Source organism: Intrasporangium sp. (assembly GCF_051961875.1).
GTDB lineage: Bacteria > Actinomycetota > Actinomycetes > Actinomycetales > Dermatophilaceae > Intrasporangium_A.
The window spans coordinates 1-17,793 of record NZ_JBQCCV010000134.1 but is presented as its reverse complement, the minus strand read 5'-3'; the positions used below and the strand labels follow the sequence as shown (position 1 = coordinate 17,793).

Genomic DNA, 17,793 nt, shown 5'->3' with positions numbered 1-17,793 from the left:
CGACGAGGACGAGAACTTCAGCCATGACGTGAATCTCCTTTGCTGGCCGGTCGATCAGATGAACTTGCGCGACGCGAGGAACTCGGCGAGCTTCTTGCCGCCATCGCCCTCGTCGGCGACGATCTCGCCCTGGGTGCGCGGCGGACGCGCGGCGAAGGCGTCGACCTTGGTCCAGGCCGCGTCGAGCCCGACCTGGCCGGCGTCGATGCCGAGGTCGGCGAGGCTCCACTCCTCGACCGGCTTCTTCTTCGCCGCCATGATGCCCTTGAAGGACGGGTAGCGCGGCTCGTTGATCTGGTCGGTGACCGAGACGAGCGCCGGGAGGGCCGCCTCGATCGTCTGGGTCGAGACGTCCCCGTCGCGGCGGATCGTCGCCTTGCCACCCTCGACGGTCAGGTCGGAGGCGTACGTGACGGCCGGGAGGCCGAGCCGCTCGGCGAGCATCGTCGGGACGACGCCCATCGTGCCGTCGGTGCTCGCCATACCGGTGATGACGAGGTCGGCGGGTGCGTCCGCCGTGGCCTTTTTGATCGCCTCGGCGAGCACGAGCGAGGTGGCGATGGCGTCGGAGCCGTGGATCGCGTCGTCCTTGACGTGCACGCCCTTGTCGGCACCCATCTGCAGCGCCTTCTTGATCGCGTCGGCGGCCTGGTCGGGTCCGACCGTCACCACGGTCACCTCGCCCTCGCCGGCCTCGACCAGCTTCAGCGCTGCCTCGACGGCATACTCGTCGAGCTCCGACAGCAGGCCGTCGACGTTCTCGCGGTCCGTCGTGTTGTCCGATGCGTTGAACGTGCGCTCCGCCTGGGCGTCCGGCACGTGCTTGACACAGACGACGATGTTCATGGGTGAACGTCCTCTTCCGTTGCGGGTGGGTGGTCTGCCGGCCGCTCTGCGCGGCGTCGACACTGCCCACCATCTTGGCACCGTGGCTCTGCCGCACCCCCATCCGAAGGGCGTGACGCTCACCACCCGACTGACCCTCCTGCTCGAACGGTCCGTTCCGGTTCGAGCCGGACGGTCTACCGGTCCGCTCGGCCGCGAACGGTCCGTTCGCGGGGGACGCTCAGGTGAGCGGGGCCGTCTCGAGGACGTGGAAGGCGGGCTCCTCGTAGGGGTGCGCGGCCTTGAGGGCTGCGACGACGTCCCGACGCAGGCGTCGTGGCAGCACGACCTCGACCCGGTGCTCGGCGACGTGCTCGAGGGCTCCGACCTCGCCGATGGTCGGGTTCGCTCCCGCGACGGGGCGGAACTGCCCGGTCCCCGGCATGACGAACGCGCAGTCGCGGTAGTCCCCGACCGCCCCGGCCCCCGCCGCGAAGACGGCGCTCAGCACCGCGTCGGTGTCCGCGGTGGGGACATAGAAGGCGAGGACGTCGAGGTCCTCGCGCTGGTTCGAGGTATCGGTGCCGAGATGCTCGGCGCGCGGATACCTCGAACCAGCGCAGGAGCCGGTCGAGTCGGTCACTTGCCCTCGAACTGCGGCTTGGTCCTCTCGACGAAGGCCGTCATGCCGATCTCGCGGTCCTTGGTCCCGAAGAGCGCGGCGAACGCCATGCGCTCGATCTCGAGGCCGGTCTCGAGGTCGACCTCGAGCCCGCGGTCGATGGCCTCCTTGGCGGCGCGGATGGCGTAGGTCGGCCCATCGACGTACTGCCGGGCCCACTCCTTGGCCACCTCGTAGACGTCGGCGGCGGGGACGACCTTGTCGGCGAGCCCGATCTCGAGCGCCTCCTTGGCGTCGAGGTGCCGCCCGCTGAAGATGATCTCCTTGGCCCTCGCCGGCCCGACGAGCCGACTCAGGCGCTGGGTGCCGCCTGCGCCGGGGATGATACCGAGGTTGATCTCGGGCTGGCCGAGCTTCGCGTCGTCGGCGACGACCCGGAAGTCACAGGCGAGGGCGAGCTCGCAGCCGCCGCCCAGGGCATACCCGGTGATCGCGGCGATGACCGGCTTGGGGATGCGCGCGACCGCCGTGATCGACGACTGGAGCGGACCGGACCGGTCGACCATGTCGGTGTACGACATCGTCGCCATCTCCTTGATGTCGGCACCTGCCGCGAAGACCTTCTCGCCGCCGTAGACGATGACGGCCTTGACGTCGCTGCGCCCGGTCGCCTCGAGTGCCGCGGCCCGGATCTCCTCCTGGACCTGCGCGTTGAGCGCGTTCATCTTCGGCCGGTCGAGGCGGATCGTGCCGATCCCGCCCTCGACCTCGAGCCGGACGAACTCGCCCATCACTGACCGCCCTGAGGGGCGCCGCTCCCGGCGCCCGGGCCGCCCGTCACGTCCTCCGGCGGCTGCCAGGTCTGGAAGAAGAAGCCGACGCTCTGCAGGATGTGGTTGATCGACAGCGGCACGAGGATGTCGAGGTCGGCGTGCGGGGTGATGACCTGCTCGGCGGACACGACGAGGCTGTCCTGCACGAGCGAGAGCTTGACGAGGTTGAGCTGCAGGGTCATGTCGTTGCAGCGCGCGAGCCGCTCGTTGCGGTCCGGCGACACCGGCTCCTGCAGCTGCCACTGGCCGAAGAAGCGGACGAGCGGGAGCTCGCCCTCGGCGACCCTGGCGAAGAGGGTCTGCTCGTTGACGACGTACTCGAGATCGCCGTCGTTGTCGACCGTGCTCTGGATGCCGAGCTTGGTGAGCTCAGCAGCGATGCGGTCACGCACCGGTGTGCCAGTGGGCGCGCCGTTGGGTCCTTCCGAGGGTGTCGGCGGCTGGAAGTTGGGCAGCGAAGTCGGATCCGTCATGGGTCCAACCTAACGACCCGTGGCAGGACGGGTCACCCTCGGTCAGCTGTGACGGGAGTGACGGAGCGCTCACTCGACGTGTGACGGGTGGGACCGAGCGCTCACTCGACCCGAGAGTCGGCGGTCACGCCTGTCACGGGCGCCGCCGTATCCTGACGGGCATGCCCACGACGCCCCCGGACGTGCCGCCACCCCCTGGCGTGCACGTGACCTCGGGCGGGGCGGTCTTCAGCGTCCACGCCTCGGGGGCCGACGGCGTCGAGGTCTGCCTGTTCGACCGTGGCCCGGACGGGACCGAGGTCGAGCGGCGCGTGCCGCTGCGCAACCAGGTCTACGGGACCTGGTTCGACACCGTGGACGGCGTCGGGCCCGGGCAGCGCTACGGGCTGCGCGCGTCCGGTCCGTGGGCTCCCGAGCGGGCCCTGCGCCACAACGCCGCGAAGCTGCTCGTCGACCCCTACGCCCGCGCGATCGAGGGCGGCATCACCGTCGCACCGCCGGTCTACGGGCACCGCGTGGGAGCCGACCTCAAGGGCGACCTCGCCCGGCGCGACGACCGCGACTCAGTGGCATACATGCCTCGCTGCGTGGTCGTGGACGACGCGTTCGACTGGGGCGGCGACGCACCTCCGCGCCACCGGCTCTGCGACTCGGTCATCTACGAGGTGCACGTCAAGAACGCGACGATGCGGCACCCCGGCGTGCCGGAGCACCTGCGCGGGACGTATGCCGGCCTGGCCCACCCCGCGTTCGTCGAGCACCTCACCTCGCTGGGCATCACGGCCGTCGAGCTGCTGCCCGTCCACACCTTCACGCACGAGCCGGAGCTCGTCCTGCGCGGGCTCACCAACCACTGGGGCTACAACACGCTCGGCTTCTTCGCGCCGCACGCCCCCTACGCGTCCACCGAGGACCCTCAAGGGGTCATCGACGAGTTCAAGGGCATGGTGAAGATCCTCCACGCGGCCGGGATCGAGGTCATCCTCGACGTGGTCTACAACCACACGGCCGAGCAGGGCCAGGACGGCATGACCCTCAGCTGGCGCGGCCTCGACCAGCGGGCCTACTACCGGCTCGACGAACAGGGCCGCGACATCGACGTCACCGGCTGCGGCAACACCCTCGACCTCAACCACGTCGCCACCACGCGGATGGTCCTCGACTCGCTGCGCTACTGGGTCACCGAGATGCATGTCGACGGCTTCCGCTTCGACCTCGCCGTGGCGCTCGCTCGCGGCAAGGACGAGGGCTACGACCCCGACCACCCCTTCCTCGTCGCGCTGCGCACCGACCCGGTCCTCTCGCAGGTCAAGCTCATCGCCGAGCCGTGGGACGTCGGGATCCACGGATGGCGCACGGGCCAGTTCCCTCCGCCGTTCGCCGAGTGGAACGACCGCTACCGGGACGCCGCCCGCACCTACTGGCTGCGCGACCTCGCCGCGTCGACCGCCGGCCATGTCGGGCACGGGGTGCGTGACCTCGCCACCCGCCTCGCCGGGTCGCAGGACCTCTTCGGTGGGCAAGGTCGCGGCACGACCGCCTCGACCAACTTCGTCACCGCCCACGACGGCTTCACCATCGCCGACCTCACCCGCTACGACCAGAAGCACAACGAGGCCAACGGCCACCACGGCACCGACGGCAGCAACGACAACCGGTCGTGGAACCACGGGCACGAGGGCCGGACCGACGACCCCGAGATCGCCGCCGAGCGACGCCGCTCCATGCGCAACCTGCTCGGCACCCTGCTCCTGTCGGCCGGCGTGCCGATGGTGGGCGGCGGGGACGAGTTCGGGCGCACTCAGGGCGGCAACAACAACCCCTACAGCCAGGACAACGAGACGAGCTGGTTCGACTGGGACCTGGAGCCGTGGCAGGAGGACCTGCTCGCGACGACCCGGCACCTCATCGAGCTGCGCGCCAAGCACCCGGTGCTGCGCCAGCGCTCCTTCTTCTCCGGCCGCCCGGTCGGCGCCGGCGGTTCGCCCGACCTCGCCTGGTATGCCGGCGACGGCGAGCCGATGGGCCACCGGTGGGACGGCCCGAGCGTCGACGTCCTCCAGGCACTCTTCGACGGCACCCAGCTCGGCCAGGACTCGGTGCTGCTGACGCTGAACGGCTCGGCATGGGCCGCGGAGGTCACGCTGCCGCGCGCCCCCGGCTCCGCGGCATACGAGCTGCTCTGGGACAGTGCCTGGGAACGGCCCGGCGGCCCGGGGCTGACCGTGCCCGCCGGCGGCGAGGCACCGATGACGAGCGCCTCGCTGCGCGTGTGGCGCGTCGTGAGCCGGCGCTGACCGACGGCCCGCGCCCCATCCGCCAGGGGCACCCTCACCCCGTCGCGGGCGCGGAGCTCAGGCCAGCGCCTTCGCCCCAGCGACGAGTGCGGTCACCACGAGCAGGCCGAGCACGACCCGGCGGAACACCACCGGCGACAGGGCGTGGAAGGCGCGGTCGCCGAGGCGCCAGCCCAGCGGCAGGCCCGCGATCCCGCCGAGGATGAGCAGCAGGGCGGTCCGACTGAAGCTGCCGACGACGGCGAACCCGACGACCGCCAGCAGGTCCTGGATGCAGAAGACGCCCTGGAGCGTGGCCCGGAACGGCCGGGGCGGCATCCCCATCGCCTGGAACATGACGACGAGCGGGGGCCCGTTCATGCCCGTCGATGCGAGCAGCGCACCACTCGTCACCCCCGCTGCCCGCTGCGCGACCGGTCCGGCGGGCAACCGGATCCCGGCGGCGAGCAGGCCGACCAGCACCAGCAGGACGACGGCCATGACGAGGGTCAGGCGAGCAGGCGGGAGCAGGCGCAGCGCCGCCAAGCCGATCGGCAGGCCGACCAGTCCCCACACCGCGAACCGTCTCACGGCCCGCCTTTCGACGTGAAGCCGCTCGCGACGCACGGCGGCCGTCGTCATGAGGAAGGCCACGGCCGTGACCGAGACGACCGCGGCGACAGGGTCAACGACAAGCGCGAGCAACGGCACCCCGACGAGGGCCGAACCGAAGCCGGTGACCGCCTGGGCCGCCGCGGCGAGCGCGAACACCACGAGGCCGACGAGCACGATGGCGATGAGGTGGTCCACAGCTCCCCATCATCGCCGCTGCCGCGCCCTGCTCGCCGACGCGACCGGATCGCGGAGTCCCGCACCGAGCAGAGGTATGCCGCCCGGCTCCGTGAGCTGGGCGGCATACCTCCTGCGTGTGGCCGGGACTCAGGCGATGCGCGCCAGTCCCATCTCGGCGTAGGACGCGAGGCCGCCGTGCTTCGGCACCACGCGGACGCTGTAGCCGAACGAGCCGGTGCGGTCCATGCAGATCTCGCCGGAGTAGACCGCGCGGCCCTGCTCGTCATTCTGCTCGAACCCGAGCCCCGCGACAGCGATGTCCCCGAGCTCGTCGTCACCGAAGACGCGCCCGTGGACGAGCTGGACCTCGACCTCGTCGGGGCTGAGGCTCGCCAGGTCGACGAACGCCTTGACATGCAGGGTGTCGCCGATCTGGGGCGAGTCGGAGACGCCCCACGACTCGACGTGCTCGACCTCGACCTGCGGCCACGCCCCGCGGACCTTCGTCTTGTACGCGGCGAGATCCTTGGCGCCCTTCCAGCCGGGACCGTTCATCGCCCGCCCGGCAGCGGCCGCCGGGGCATAGAGGCGCTCGGTGTACTCCTTGACCATCCGGCCGGCGAGCACCTTGGGGCCGAGCGTCTGGAGGGTGTGGGTCATCATCGAGATCCACGTGTGGGGCAGGCCCTCGTCGTCGCGGTCGTAGAACGGGACCGTGACGTTGTTCTCGATGAGGTCGTAGAGCGCGGCTGCCTCGATGTCGTCGCGACGGTCGGGGTCCTCGACACCGTCGGCGGTCGGGATCGCCCAGCCGTTGCGGCCGTCGTACCACTCGTCCCACCAGCCGTCGAGGATGGAGAGGTTGAGGCCCCCGTTGAGGGCCGCCTTCATGCCCGACGTGCCGCACGCCTCGAAGGGCCGCAGCGGGTTGTTGAGCCACACGTCGCAGCCCGGGTAGAGCGTCTGCGCCATGGTGATGTCGTAGTTCGGCAGGAACACGATCCGGTGGCGCACCTCGGGGTCGTCGGCGAACTGCACCATCTGCTGGATGAGCCGCTTGCCGGTCTCGTCGGCGGGGTGCGACTTGCCGGCGATGACGAGCTGGATCGGTCGGGTCGGGTGCAGCAGGAGGCGCTTCAGCCGCTCCGGGTCGCTCAGCATGAGGGTGAGCCGCTTGTAGGTCGGCACCCGGCGGGCGAAACCGATCGTGAGGACGTCGGGGTCGAGGACGTCGTCGACCCAGCCGAGCTCGGCCTTCGTCGCACCGCGCTTGCGCCACGAGGAGCGCACCCGGCGCCGGGCATCCTCGATGAGCTGCCGGCGCATCTCGGCCTTCACGTGCCAGATCACGCCGGCCGGGATCTCGTCGATCCGGTCCCAGGCGTCGTCATCGACGAGGTTCGCCGTGCCGAGGTGGGTGTGAGCGACGTCGTAGACCTTGCGGTCGACCCAGGTGGGGGCGTGAACACCGTTGGTGATGCTCGTGATCGGCACCTCGACGTCGTCGAAGCCCGGCCACAGGCCGTCGAACATCTCGCGGCTCACGAGGCCGTGCAGCCGGGAGACGCCGTTGGCCCGCTGGGCGAGCCGCAGGCCCATGACGGCCATGTTGAAGATGCCGGGGGTGCCGCCCTCGTAGTCCTCGGCGCCGAGGGCCAGCAGCCGGCTCACGGGCACGCCCGGGATCTCGAGCGGGCCGCCGAAGTAGAGGTTGATCTTGTCGGCCGGGAAGCGGTCGATGCCGGCCGGGACGGGGGTATGGGTCGTGAAGACGGTCGCCGCCCGGACCGCCTCGAGCGCCTCGTCGAAGCTGAGGCCCTCATCCCGGACGAGCTCGGCGATGCGCTCGACACCGAGGAAGCCGGCGTGCCCCTCGTTGGTGTGGTAGACCTCCGGCGCCGGCGCCTGGGTCAACCGCGACCAGACGCGGAGGGCACGGACACCACCGATGCCGAGGAGCAGCTCCTGCTCGAGGCGGGTGTCACCGCCGCCTCCATAGAGGGTCTCCGTCACCCGCCGCGCCGCCTCGTCGTTGCCGGGGACGTCCGAGTCGAGCAGGAGCAGCGGGACGCGCCCGACCTGGGCCTTCCAGATGTGGGCGTTGAGAACCCGGCCACCAGGGAGGTCGATGGACACGACCGCCGGGGTGTCGTCCGCCTCGCGCAGGAGGGACAGCGGCAGCCCGTCGGGGTCGAGGACCGGGTAGGTCTCGAGCTGCCAGCCGTCGCGCGAGAGCTTCTGCTTGAAGTAGCCGGTCTTGTAGAAGAGGCCGACGCCGACGATCGGCGCGCCGAGGTCGGAGGCGGTCTTGAGGTGGTCGCCGGCCAGGATGCCGAGGCCGCCGGAGTACTGCGGCAGGACGCCCGTGATGCCGAACTCCGGGCTGAAGTAGGCGATGGCCTGCGGGGCGGCGGCGCCGCGGGCCTCCTGCTCCCGGCTCCAGCGCTGGTACCAGCGCTCCTCTGTCAGGTAGCGGTGCAGGTCCTCGTTCGCGGCCACGACCCTGCTCACGAACTCGTCGTCACCGGCCAGCGTCGTGAGCTCGTCGGCGGACAGCCGCGAGAGGAGCTTGACCGGGTCCTGCTTGGCGGCCGCCCACTTCTCGGGGTCGATGCTCTGGAACAGGTCCCGGGTCGGGGGGTGCCAGGACCAGCGCAGGTTGCTGGCCAGCACGCCCAGTCCCTCGATCCGGTTGGGCAGAACGGTGCGAACACTGAAGCGTCGAATGGCCTTCACGGGCCACCAGCATAGACGCCGTAGCGATGACGTCCTGCCGGGTTCTTGCAGCCCTTGCAAAGCCATTGCACGCCACGACGCGGCCGCGCCGTCGCCCGCGCGGCGACGTGGCCCGATTCGATACGGTCGATGCGTGACAGGCTCCTCGAAGAAGTCCCGTACACGCTCGGTCGGCGGACCCCTGCCCGCTGCCGCCCCCCGATCCACTCACAGCGCCGTCGCCCCACCGGCCGGCCCCTCGGCCGACGAGGCGTTCGTCGACGACACCGAGGCGAGCGCCACCCACCTCGCCCCCGAGCACGAGGTGTCGGCCGTCCCACCCCTCCACGGCGTCCCCGCCGGGGTCCGCCGGATCGGCCGGATCCCCGTCCTCGATGTGCAGCCCCTCGTCCAGAACGGCGACCTGCCATCCAAGGCCGTCGTCGGCGAGGAGTTCGTCGTCCGGGCCAAGGTGTTCCGCGAGGGGCATGACGCGGTCAACGCGACCGCCGTGCTGACCGACCCCGACGGCGTCGACCACTACTTCCAGATGCACTGCGACAACCCCGGCCTCTCCGACTGGAGCACGACGGTCGTCGCCGACCGCACCGGCTGGTGGCGCTACCGGGTCGAGGGCTGGTCGGACCCCTATGCGACGTGGGCGCACGACGCGGAGATCAAGATCGGCGCCGGCATCGACGAGGAGCTCATGTGCGCCGAGGGCGTGCGCGTGCTCGACCGCTTCCGCGAGTCCGTTGCCGGACTGGGCGCCGATACCGGCGCGCTCGACCGGGCGCTCGACCTGCTGAGGGACTCGAGCCGGTCCCCCGTCGAGCGGTTCGCCGCCGCCACCTCCGAGGACGTGCGGGGACTGCACCACCTGCTCCCCCTGCGTGAGCTCGTGTCGGCGTCAGCGGCATACAACCTGCTCGTCGAGCGGGAGCGAGCCCTCTACGGCGCCTGGTACGAGATCTTCCCGCGCTCCGAGGGCGCCTACTACGACGAGGCGCAGGGGCGCTGGGTCTCCGGCACCTTCCGCTCGGCTGCCCGCCGGCTCCCCGCGATCTCCGAGATGGGCTTCGACGTCGTGTACCTCACGCCCGTCCACCCCATCGGCACGACGGCGCGCAAGGGCCGCAACAACACGCTCGTCGCCCAGCCGGGCGACCCCGGATCCCCTTATGCCATCGGCTCGCCCGAGGGTGGACACGACGCGATCCATCCCGAACTCGGCAGCTTCGAGGACTTCGACTTCTTCGTCGCCGAGGCGGGCCGGAACGGGCTCGAGGTCGCCGTCGACATCGCGCTGCAGGCCTCCCCCGACCACCCCTGGGTCACGAGCCATCCAGAGCTGTTCACGACGCGCGCCGACGGCACGATCGCCTACGCCGAGAACCCGCCGAAGAAGTACCAGGACATCTACCCGGTCAACTTCGACAACGACCCGGCGAGCGCCTACGCCGAGGTCCGCCGCGTCATCCAGGTCTGGCTCGACCACGGCGTCCGGATCTTCCGCGTCGACAACCCGCACACCAAGCCGGTCGCCTTCTGGCAGTGGCTGATCGCCGACGTCGCCCAGCGCTACCCGGAGACGATCTGGCTCGCCGAGGCGTTCACCAAGCCGGCGATGATGCACGCCCTCGCGGCCGCCGGGTTCCAGCAGAGCTACACCTACTACGCCTGGCGCAACGAGCGGTGGGAGCTGGAGGAGTACGGCCGCGAGCTCGCCGGGGACTCGGCGGCATACATGCGCCCCTCCTTCTGGCCGACGACGCACGACATCCTCACGCCCTACATGCAGTACGGCGGCCCGACAGCATGGAAGGTGCGCGCGGCCGTGGCCGCGACCATGTCCCCCACCTACGGCATCTACAGCGGCTACGAGCTGATGGAGCACGTCGCCCGGCCGGGGGTCGAGGAGCAGATCGACAACGAGAAGTACGAGTACAAGAACCGCCAGTGGGAGCTCTACGAGCCCGGTGGGCCGATGGAGGGGCAGCATCTCGGCTGGTACCTGCAGCGGCTCAACGAGATCCGGCGCGCGCACCCTGCACTCCAGTGGCTGCGCAACCTGCGCTTCCACAACGCCGACGACGAGAACGTCCTCGTCTTCTCCAAGAGTCGAATCGTGGGTAATGAGCGCGACACCATCCTCGTCGTCGCGAACCTCGACCCCCACGCAACCCGCGAGACGATCATCCACCTCGACATGGAGGCACTCGGCATGGCGAGCTGGTCGACCTTCTCGGCCCACGACCTCATCACGGACAGCTGGTGGGACTGGCGTTCGGACAACTTCGTGAGGGTCGGGCCCGACTGGGAACCCGTGCACATCCTCGCGGTGAGGAGCCACTGACGTGCAGGGACTGAACCTCTCCCAGCCGGGCCTGCGCCACGACCCGCAGTGGTACCGGAAGGCGGTCTTCTATGAGGTCCTCGTCCGGGCGTTCAGTGACTCCAAGGGGTCCGGTGCCGGTGACTTCACCGGTCTCATCGGCAAGCTGGACTACCTGCAGTGGCTCGGGGTCGACTGCCTCTGGCTGCCGCCGTTCTACGCCTCTCCCCTGCGCGACGGTGGCTACGACATCGCGGACTACAAGGCCGTGCTGCCGGAGTTCGGCACGCTGCCGGAGTTCACCGAGCTCGTCTCGCAGGCGCATGCCCGGGGCATCCGCATCGTCACCGACCTCGTCATGAACCACACGAGCGACCAGCACCCGTGGTTCCAGGCGTCACGCGCCGAGCCGGACGGCCCCTACGGCGACTACTACGTCTGGTCCGACACCGACGAGCCGTATGCCGACGCCCGGCTCATCTTCGTCGACACCGCGGTGTCGAACTGGACCTTCGACTCCGTGCGCCGCCAGTTCTTCTGGCACCGGTTCTTCTCCCACCAGCCGGACCTCAACTTCGAGAACCCGGCCGTGCAGGAGGAGATGTTCGACATCGTCCGCTTCTGGATGGACCTCGGCATCGACGGGTTCCGGCTGGACGCCGTGCCGTACCTCTTCGAAGAGGAGGGCACGAACTGCGAGAACCTGCCGAGGACGCACGAGTTCCTCGCCCGGCTCCGCGCCATGGTCGACGAGGAGTACCCGGGGCGGGTCCTGCTCGCGGAGGCGAACCAGCCGCCGGCCGAGGTGGTCGACTACTTCGGCACCGAGGAGGCGCCGGAGTGCCAGATGTGCTTCCACTTCCCGGTCATGCCGCGCCTCTTCTACTCGCTCCGTGAGGAGAAGGCGCACCCGATCGTCGACGTGCTCGCCGACACCCCGCACATCCCGCAGGGCGCCCAGTGGGGCACCTTCCTGCGCAACCACGACGAGCTGACCCTCGAGATGGTGTCGCCGGAGGAGCGGGCCGCGATGTACGGCTGGTACGCACCGGACCCCCGGATGCGCGCCAACGTGGGCATCCGGCGCCGACTCGCCCCGTTGCTCGACAACTCGCGCCCCGAGATCGAGCTGATCCACGCGCTCATCCTGTCGCTGCCCGGCTCCCCCTGCCTCTACTACGGCGACGAGATCGGCATGGGCGACAACATCTGGCTCGTCGACCGTGACGCGGTGCGCACCCCCATGCAGTGGACGCCCGACCGCAACGCCGGCTTCTCCAGCGTCGACCCGGGCAAGCTCTACCTGCCGGTCATCTCGAGCCTCGTCTACCACTACAACAACGTCAACGTGGAGGCCCAGATGGCGTCCTCGTCCTCGCTCCTGCACTGGTTGCGGGGCATGCTGCAGGTCCGCAGCCGGCACCCCGTCTTCGGGCTCGGCGACTTCACCGTGGTGCCCAACGACAACGAGGCGCTGCTCTCCTTCGTCCGCTCGGTGGAGCCGGACGGGACGGAGCCCGGCGAGACGGTCCTCTGCGTCAACAACCTGTCGAGCCGGCCGCAGGCCGCCACGATCCAGCTGCCCGAGCACCTCGGCGAGCGCCAGCTCATCGACCTCTTCGGCGGCAGCGGCTTCCCCTGGGTCGCCGCCGACGGCCGGGTCACCATCACCCTCGGCTCGCGGGACTTCTTCTGGCTGAAGGTCGCCTCGAGGGAAGGTGCCTGATGCCGATCATCCACCACGACGCGCGACTCGAGCCGTCGAAGACCGAGCTCGTGACGGGCTGGATCGAGAGCCAGCGCTGGTATGCCGGCAAGGGTCGGCTCCCCTCCCTGCGCCGGGTCGGCGGCTTCCGCCTGGAGGACCCAGCCGGGAAGGTCGGCATGGAGACGCTCCTCCTGCTCGACGAGGCGGCCAGCCCGGCCGTCCTCTACCAGGTGCCCCTCACCTACCGTGAGGCCCCGCTGGAGGGGGCCGAACGGGCGCTTGTCGGGACCATGGAGCACAGCGTCCTCGGCACGCGGTGGGTCTACGACGCACCGCACGACCCGGTCTACGCCCGAGCCCTCGTGGCGACGATCCTGTCGTCCGCTGATGCAGAGGACGCCGAAGCCTCGGTGGGCTCGAACGAGATCGCCCGCGGCCATGCGACGGGCCGCCTCGGCGGCACCGTTGCGAGCTCGAGCGTGCTCTCCGGGGAGCAGTCGAACACGTCCATCATCTGCCAGATGCAGGACGCCGGCGGGTCGGCGGCACGGCCCCTCATCGTCAAGGTGTTCCGCACCCTCCAGGAGGGCGACAACCCGGACGTCGTCGTCCAGTCGGCGCTCACGGACGCCGGGTCGACCCGGGTCCCCACCTCGGCCGGGCACCTCAGCGGCGGATGGGACTCTGCCGACGGCAGCCGCCTCGAGCACGGCCACCTCGCCTTCGCCCAGGAGTTCATCCCAGGCGTGGAGGACGCGTGGCGGGTCGCCCTCGTCGCGGCCGCCGCCGGCTCCGACTTCACCCACCGGGCGCGCGACCTCGGTGCCGTCACCGCAGAGATCCACCGGGACCTCGCCGACCGGCTCGGCACCGCCCAGGCGGACAGTGCGGCGCGGGCACGCCTCGTCGCCGAGCTCGAGAGCCGGTATGGCGCTGCCGCCGGCATCGTGCCCGAGCTGGAGGAGCTTGGCCCCTCCGCACTCGCCGCGCTGCGCGCGGTCCTCGATCTCGACTGGCCGCAGCTCCAGCGGATCCACGGCGACTACCACCTGGGGCAGGTCCTCGACGTGCCCGAGCGCGGCTGGGTCGTGCTCGACTTCGAGGGCGAGCCGTTGCGTTCGCTCGCCGAGCGCAACCTGCCGGACCTGCCCGAGCGGGACATCGCCGGGATGCTGCGCTCGTTCGACTACGCCGCCGGCTCGGTGCGCCTCGCCGACTCCTCCCTCGACGCGACGGCTTGGGCACGGGCATGTCGTGAGGCGTTCCTGAGTGGGTATGCCTGTGTCTCGGGCCCGCCCGACGATGCGCGGCTGGCGCTGATTCGCGCCCTCGAGCTCGACAAGGCGCTCTACGAGGTCGTCTACGAGGCCCGGAACCGACCGACCTGGCTGCCGATCCCCCTGGCGGCCGTCCAGCGCCTGCTCGACGACGACAAGGAGACGACATGACGGGGACGCAGGGACTGCGAGCGGACGACCCGGCGATCACGACGTTGCTCGAAGGGCGCAACGCCGAGCCGCACGACCTGCTCGGCCAGCACCTGGGTCCCGGCGGACTCACGATCACGGCACTCCGCCCCATGGCCACCAGCGTGGGGGCGCGGCTCGACACCGGCGAACGGGTCGAGCTGCAGCACGTCCGGGACGGCGTCTGGTCGATGACTTCGCCCGACGTCCAGCGCACCCACGACTACCGGCTGATCGTCAGCTACGGCGACGGAGTCGAGCACGAGCAGGACGACCCCTACCGCTTCGCTCCGACGCTGGGCGAGATCGACCGGCACCTCATCAGCGAGGGCCGGCACGAGGAGCTCTGGAACGTCCTCGGCTCGCACATCCGCACGTACACCGGCCCGCTGGGCCCGGTCAGCGGCGCCTCGTTCGCGGTCTGGGCGCCCCACGCCAAGGCCGTCCACGTCATGGGCGACTTCAACGGGTGGAACCGCATCTCCCACCCGATGCGCTCGCTGGGCGAGACCGGCATCTGGGAGCTCTTCCTGCCCGGCGCGGGCGAGGGGTCCAACTACCAGTACGCGATCCGCGGCAGTGACGACGTCGTGCGCGCCAAGTCCGACCCCATGGCCCGCCGCACCGAGATGCCGCCGAAGGTCGCCTCGGTCGTGACGGAGTCGCACTACACGTGGTCGGACGACGAGTGGATGCGTCGCCGGGCCCGGGAGAACCCCCACACCGGGCCGATGAGCACCTACGAGGTGCACCTCGGGTCGTGGCGGCAGGGGCTCTCCTACGTCGAGCTCGCCGAGCACCTCGTGGCCTACGTCGTCGACCTCGGCTTCACCCACGTCGAGCTGCTGCCCGTCATGGAGCATCCCTACGGCCCGAGCTGGGGCTACCAGGTGACGGGCTACTTCGCGCCGACCGCCCGCTTCGGCACCCCCGACGAGTTCCGCTACCTCGTCGACAAGCTCCACCAGGCCGGCATCGGCGTCATCCTCGACTGGGTCCCCGGTCACTTCCCCAAGGACGCCTTCGCTCTCGCCCGCTTCGACGGGCAGGCGCTCTACGAGCACCCGGACCCACGGCGCGGCGACCAGCCCGACTGGGGGACGCACGTCTTCGACTTCGGCCGGCCCGAGGTCCGCAACTTCTTGGTCGCCAATGCGATCTACTGGCTCGAGGAGTTCCACATCGACGGCCTCCGTGTCGATGCGGTCGCCTCGATGCTCTACCTCGACTTCTCCCGCCGGGAGGGCGAGTGGCTGCCCAACAAGTACGGCGGCCGCGAGAACCTCGAGGCGATCGAGTTCCTCAAGGAGACCAACGCCACGGTCTACAAGCGCGACCCCGGGATCGTCACGATCGCCGAGGAGTCCAGCTCCTTCCCCGGTGTCACCGCGCCGACGAGCCGCGGCGGCCTCGGCTTCGGCTTCAAGTGGAACATGGGCTGGATGAACGACTCCCTGCGCTACCTCGGCCAGGATCCCGTCTACCGCAAGCACCACCACAACAACCTCACGTTCGCCCTCGTCTACGCCTTCGACGAGAACTTCGTCCTGCCGATCAGCCACGACGAGGTCGTCCACGGCAAGGGCTCGCTCCTGCGCAAGTCTCGGGGCAGCCGCGACGAGCAGGCGGCGACGCTGCGCGCGTTCCTCGCGTACATGTGGTCGCACCCGGGCAAGCAGCTGATCTTCATGGGCATCGAGTTCGGGCAGGAGTCGGAGTGGGCCGACGCCCGCAGCCTCGACTGGTGGCTGCTCGACCTGCCGCTGCACTACCGGGTCCACGCCCTGGTCAAGGACCTCAACGCGATCTACCGGTCGCACCATGCGCTCTGGGAGCTCGACACCGAGGCGGCCGGCTTCGAGTGGCTCAACGCCGACGACGCCGCCGGCAACACCTTCTCCTGGTTGCGCTGGGCGCGTGGCGAACGGCCGAGCGCACCCGTCATGGCGTGTGTCGTCAACTTCAGCGGCCAGACGCACCAGTCCTACCGGATCGGCCTGCCCCGCGGCGGCCGCTGGCGCGTCATCATGGACACCGCGGGTTACCACCCCGACGCGCCGAGCAGCGCGGGTCGCGTGATCGAGCCCGTCGAGATGCCGTGGCAGAACCAGCCGTATGCCGCTGACCTCACCATCGCTCGGTTGTCCTCCGTGTGGCTGGTCCCCATCGACGAGCCGGCGGCACCGGCTCCGGCCCGCGAGGTGACGGGCGCCGCCACCGAGGGACGAGGCACCGCAAGCACGCCCACGCGCGCGGGACGAGGCACACCGAGCACCACCCCCAAGCCCGCGGGCCGAGAGGCGATCCGGGACACGGAGGAGGAGTCATGACCGACCCGCGCGCGGGACAACCGGCCCGCCCCGAGGACCTCGTCGACATCGACGAGCTGGTCGGCGCGTACTATGACCGCCACCCTGACGTCGACAACCCTGACGAGCAGGTCGTCTTCGGCACCTCCGGCCACCGGGGTTCGAGCCTTCGGACCGCCTTCAACGAGGACCACATCCTGGCGACGACGCAGGCGATCGTCGACTACCGGACGAGCCAGGGGTATGACGGGCCGCTCTTCATCGGCCGCGACACCCACGGGCTGTCCGAGCCCGCCTGGAGGTCCGCCCTCGAGGTGCTCGTCGCCAACGGCGTGTCCGTCCTCGTCGACGACCGCGACGGCTACACCCCGACGCCGGCCGTGTCCCACGCGATCCTCCGGGCCAACCGCGGCAAGCCTGCCGGGGCATCAGGGCTCGCCGACGGCATCGTCGTCACCCCTTCGCACAACCCGCCCAGCGACGGCGGCTTCAAGTACAACCCGCCGAGCGGCGGACCGGCCGACACCGACGCGACGTCGACGATCGCGAAGCGGGCGAACGACCTCATCCGGGCCGGCCTCAAGGAGGTGAAGCGCGTCCCCCACGAGCGGGCGCGCGCCGCCTCAGCGGCATACGACTTCCTCGGGACCTATGTCGACGACCTGCCCAGCGTCGTCGACGTGGCGAAGATCAGGGAGGCAGGCGTGCGGATCGGCGCCGATCCACTCGGCGGGGCGTCCGTGGCGTACTGGGGCGCGATCGCCGAGCGCCACGGCCTCGACCTCACCGTGGTCAACCCCGAGGTCGACCCGACGTGGCGTTTCATGACCCTCGACTGGGACGGCCGGATCCGGATGGACTGCTCCTCCCCCTACGCGATGGCCTCGCTCATCGGCAACAAGGACGCCTACGACATCGCCACCGGCAACGATGCCGACTCCGACCGGCACGGCATCGTCACGCCCGACGCCGGGCTGATGAACCCGAACCACTACCTCGCCGTGGCGATCCAGTACCTCTTCGGTGCCCGGCCCGGCTGGGGCCGGGACACCGCCGTCGGCAAGACCCTCGTCTCGTCCTCCATGATCGACAGGGTCGCCGATGACCTCGGCCGACGGTTGCTCGAGGTGCCGGTCGGGTTCAAGTGGTTCGTCCCGGGCCTGCTCGACGGCTCAGTCGGATTCGGCGGCGAGGAGTCGGCAGGGGCAAGCTTCCTGCGCTTCGACGGAACGGTCTGGACGACGGACAAGGACGGCATCATCCTCGCGCTGCTCGCCTCCGAGATCCTCGCCGCGACCGGCCGCACCCCGAGCGAGCACTACGCCCGCCTCACGGCCCTGCACGGAGAACCGGCCTACGCCCGGATCGACGCTCCGGCCGACCGGGAGCAGAAGGCGAAGCTCGGCGCACTCTCGGCGAGCGACGTGAGCGCCGACTCC

12 protein-coding genes are annotated in these 17,793 nt (G+C 70.4%); 6 read left to right on the top strand and 6 right to left on the bottom strand.

All coding sequences use genetic code 11. The features are described from left to right. Window positions 1-54: 54 nt before the first annotated feature. The 4 genes from ACTHJJ_RS08120 to ACTHJJ_RS08105 form a co-directional block, all read right to left on the bottom strand. Window positions 55-846: an electron transfer flavoprotein subunit beta/FixA family protein gene (locus tag ACTHJJ_RS08120; protein WP_440302433.1), complete on the bottom strand. Its 792-nt coding sequence runs from the start codon at window positions 844-846 to the stop codon at window positions 55-57. A 220-nt stretch (window positions 847-1,066) separates the two neighbouring features. After that, a complete protein-coding gene (locus ACTHJJ_RS08115) occupies window positions 1,067-1,468 on the bottom strand; it encodes a hypothetical protein (RefSeq protein WP_440302432.1) in 402 nt (133 codons plus the stop codon). Then, a complete protein-coding gene (locus tag ACTHJJ_RS08110; RefSeq protein WP_440302431.1) occupies window positions 1,465-2,238 on the bottom strand; it encodes an enoyl-CoA hydratase/isomerase family protein in 774 nt (257 codons plus the stop codon). The genes ACTHJJ_RS08115 and ACTHJJ_RS08110 overlap by 4 nt, the downstream gene beginning before the upstream one ends. Further along, entirely contained in the window at window positions 2,238-2,753 is a 516-nt protein-coding gene (locus ACTHJJ_RS08105; RefSeq protein ID WP_440302430.1) for a T3SS (YopN, CesT) and YbjN peptide-binding chaperone 1, read from the bottom strand. Before ACTHJJ_RS08105 ends, ACTHJJ_RS08110 begins: the two co-directional genes overlap by 1 nt. 161 nt (window positions 2,754-2,914) lie before the next feature. Between ACTHJJ_RS08105 and glgX the strand changes: the two genes are divergently transcribed. Continuing rightward, on the top strand, window positions 2,915-5,050 hold the full coding sequence (gene glgX, locus ACTHJJ_RS08100; RefSeq protein ID WP_440302429.1) for a glycogen debranching protein GlgX: 2,136 nt from the start codon (window positions 2,915-2,917) through the stop codon (window positions 5,048-5,050). 57 nt (window positions 5,051-5,107) lie between these two features. On the opposite strand, the gene ACTHJJ_RS08095 is transcribed toward glgX, so the two are convergent. Together ACTHJJ_RS08095 and glgP are read right to left on the bottom strand one after the other, a co-directional pair. Then, window positions 5,108-5,839, bottom strand: coding sequence for a TSUP family transporter (locus ACTHJJ_RS08095; protein WP_440302428.1), 732 nt, complete (start codon window positions 5,837-5,839; stop codon window positions 5,108-5,110). Between the two features lie 129 nt (window positions 5,840-5,968). Continuing rightward, a complete protein-coding gene (gene glgP, locus ACTHJJ_RS08090; protein ID WP_440302427.1) occupies window positions 5,969-8,557 on the bottom strand; it encodes an alpha-glucan family phosphorylase in 2,589 nt (862 codons plus the stop codon). 304 nt (window positions 8,558-8,861) lie between these two features. On the opposite strand from glgP, the gene ACTHJJ_RS08085 reads away from it, so the two are divergent. From ACTHJJ_RS08085 to pgm, 5 genes are all read left to right on the top strand, one after another. After that, a complete protein-coding gene (locus ACTHJJ_RS08085) occupies window positions 8,862-10,892 on the top strand; it encodes an alpha-1,4-glucan--maltose-1-phosphate maltosyltransferase (RefSeq protein ID WP_440302434.1) in 2,031 nt (676 codons plus the stop codon). 1 nt (window position 10,893) lies between these two features. Further along, on the top strand, window positions 10,894-12,597 hold the full coding sequence (gene treS / locus ACTHJJ_RS08080) for a maltose alpha-D-glucosyltransferase (protein WP_440302426.1): 1,704 nt from the start codon (window positions 10,894-10,896) through the stop codon (window positions 12,595-12,597). Next, the gene (locus ACTHJJ_RS08075; protein ID WP_440302425.1) at window positions 12,597-14,027 is read left to right on the top strand and encodes a maltokinase N-terminal cap-like domain-containing protein; all 1,431 of its coding nucleotides are present in this window, start codon (window positions 12,597-12,599) and stop codon (window positions 14,025-14,027) included. The genes treS and ACTHJJ_RS08075 overlap by 1 nt, the downstream gene beginning before the upstream one ends. Beyond that, window positions 14,024-16,375, top strand: a complete 2,352-nt coding sequence (gene glgB / locus ACTHJJ_RS08070; RefSeq protein WP_440302424.1) for a 1,4-alpha-glucan branching protein GlgB — start codon at window positions 14,024-14,026, stop codon at window positions 16,373-16,375. The genes ACTHJJ_RS08075 and glgB overlap by 4 nt, the downstream gene beginning before the upstream one ends. After that, window positions 16,372-17,793: phosphoglucomutase (alpha-D-glucose-1,6-bisphosphate-dependent) (gene pgm, locus ACTHJJ_RS08065; protein WP_440302423.1), on the top strand; the 1,422-nt coding region annotated here is incomplete at its 3' end. The genes glgB and pgm, both read left to right, overlap by 4 nt.

Bases quoted from the DNA above. Each gene is read 5' to 3' on its own strand.
- ACTHJJ_RS08120 (WP_440302433.1), bottom strand. From the start codon at position 846: ATGAACATCGTCGTCTGTGTCAAGCACGTGCCGGACGCCCAGGCGGAG.
- ACTHJJ_RS08110 (WP_440302431.1), bottom strand. From the start codon at position 2,238: ATGGGCGAGTTCGTCCGGCTCGAGGTCGAGGGCGGGATCGGCACGATC.
- ACTHJJ_RS08105 (WP_440302430.1), bottom strand. From the start codon at position 2,753: ATGACGGATCCGACTTCGCTGCCCAACTTCCAGCCGCCGACACCCTCG.
- glgX (WP_440302429.1), top strand. From the start codon at position 2,915: ATGCCCACGACGCCCCCGGACGTGCCGCCACCCCCTGGCGTGCACGTG.
- ACTHJJ_RS08075 (WP_440302425.1), top strand. From the start codon at position 12,597: ATGCCGATCATCCACCACGACGCGCGACTCGAGCCGTCGAAGACCGAG.
- glgB (WP_440302424.1), top strand. From the start codon at position 14,024: ATGACGGGGACGCAGGGACTGCGAGCGGACGACCCGGCGATCACGACG.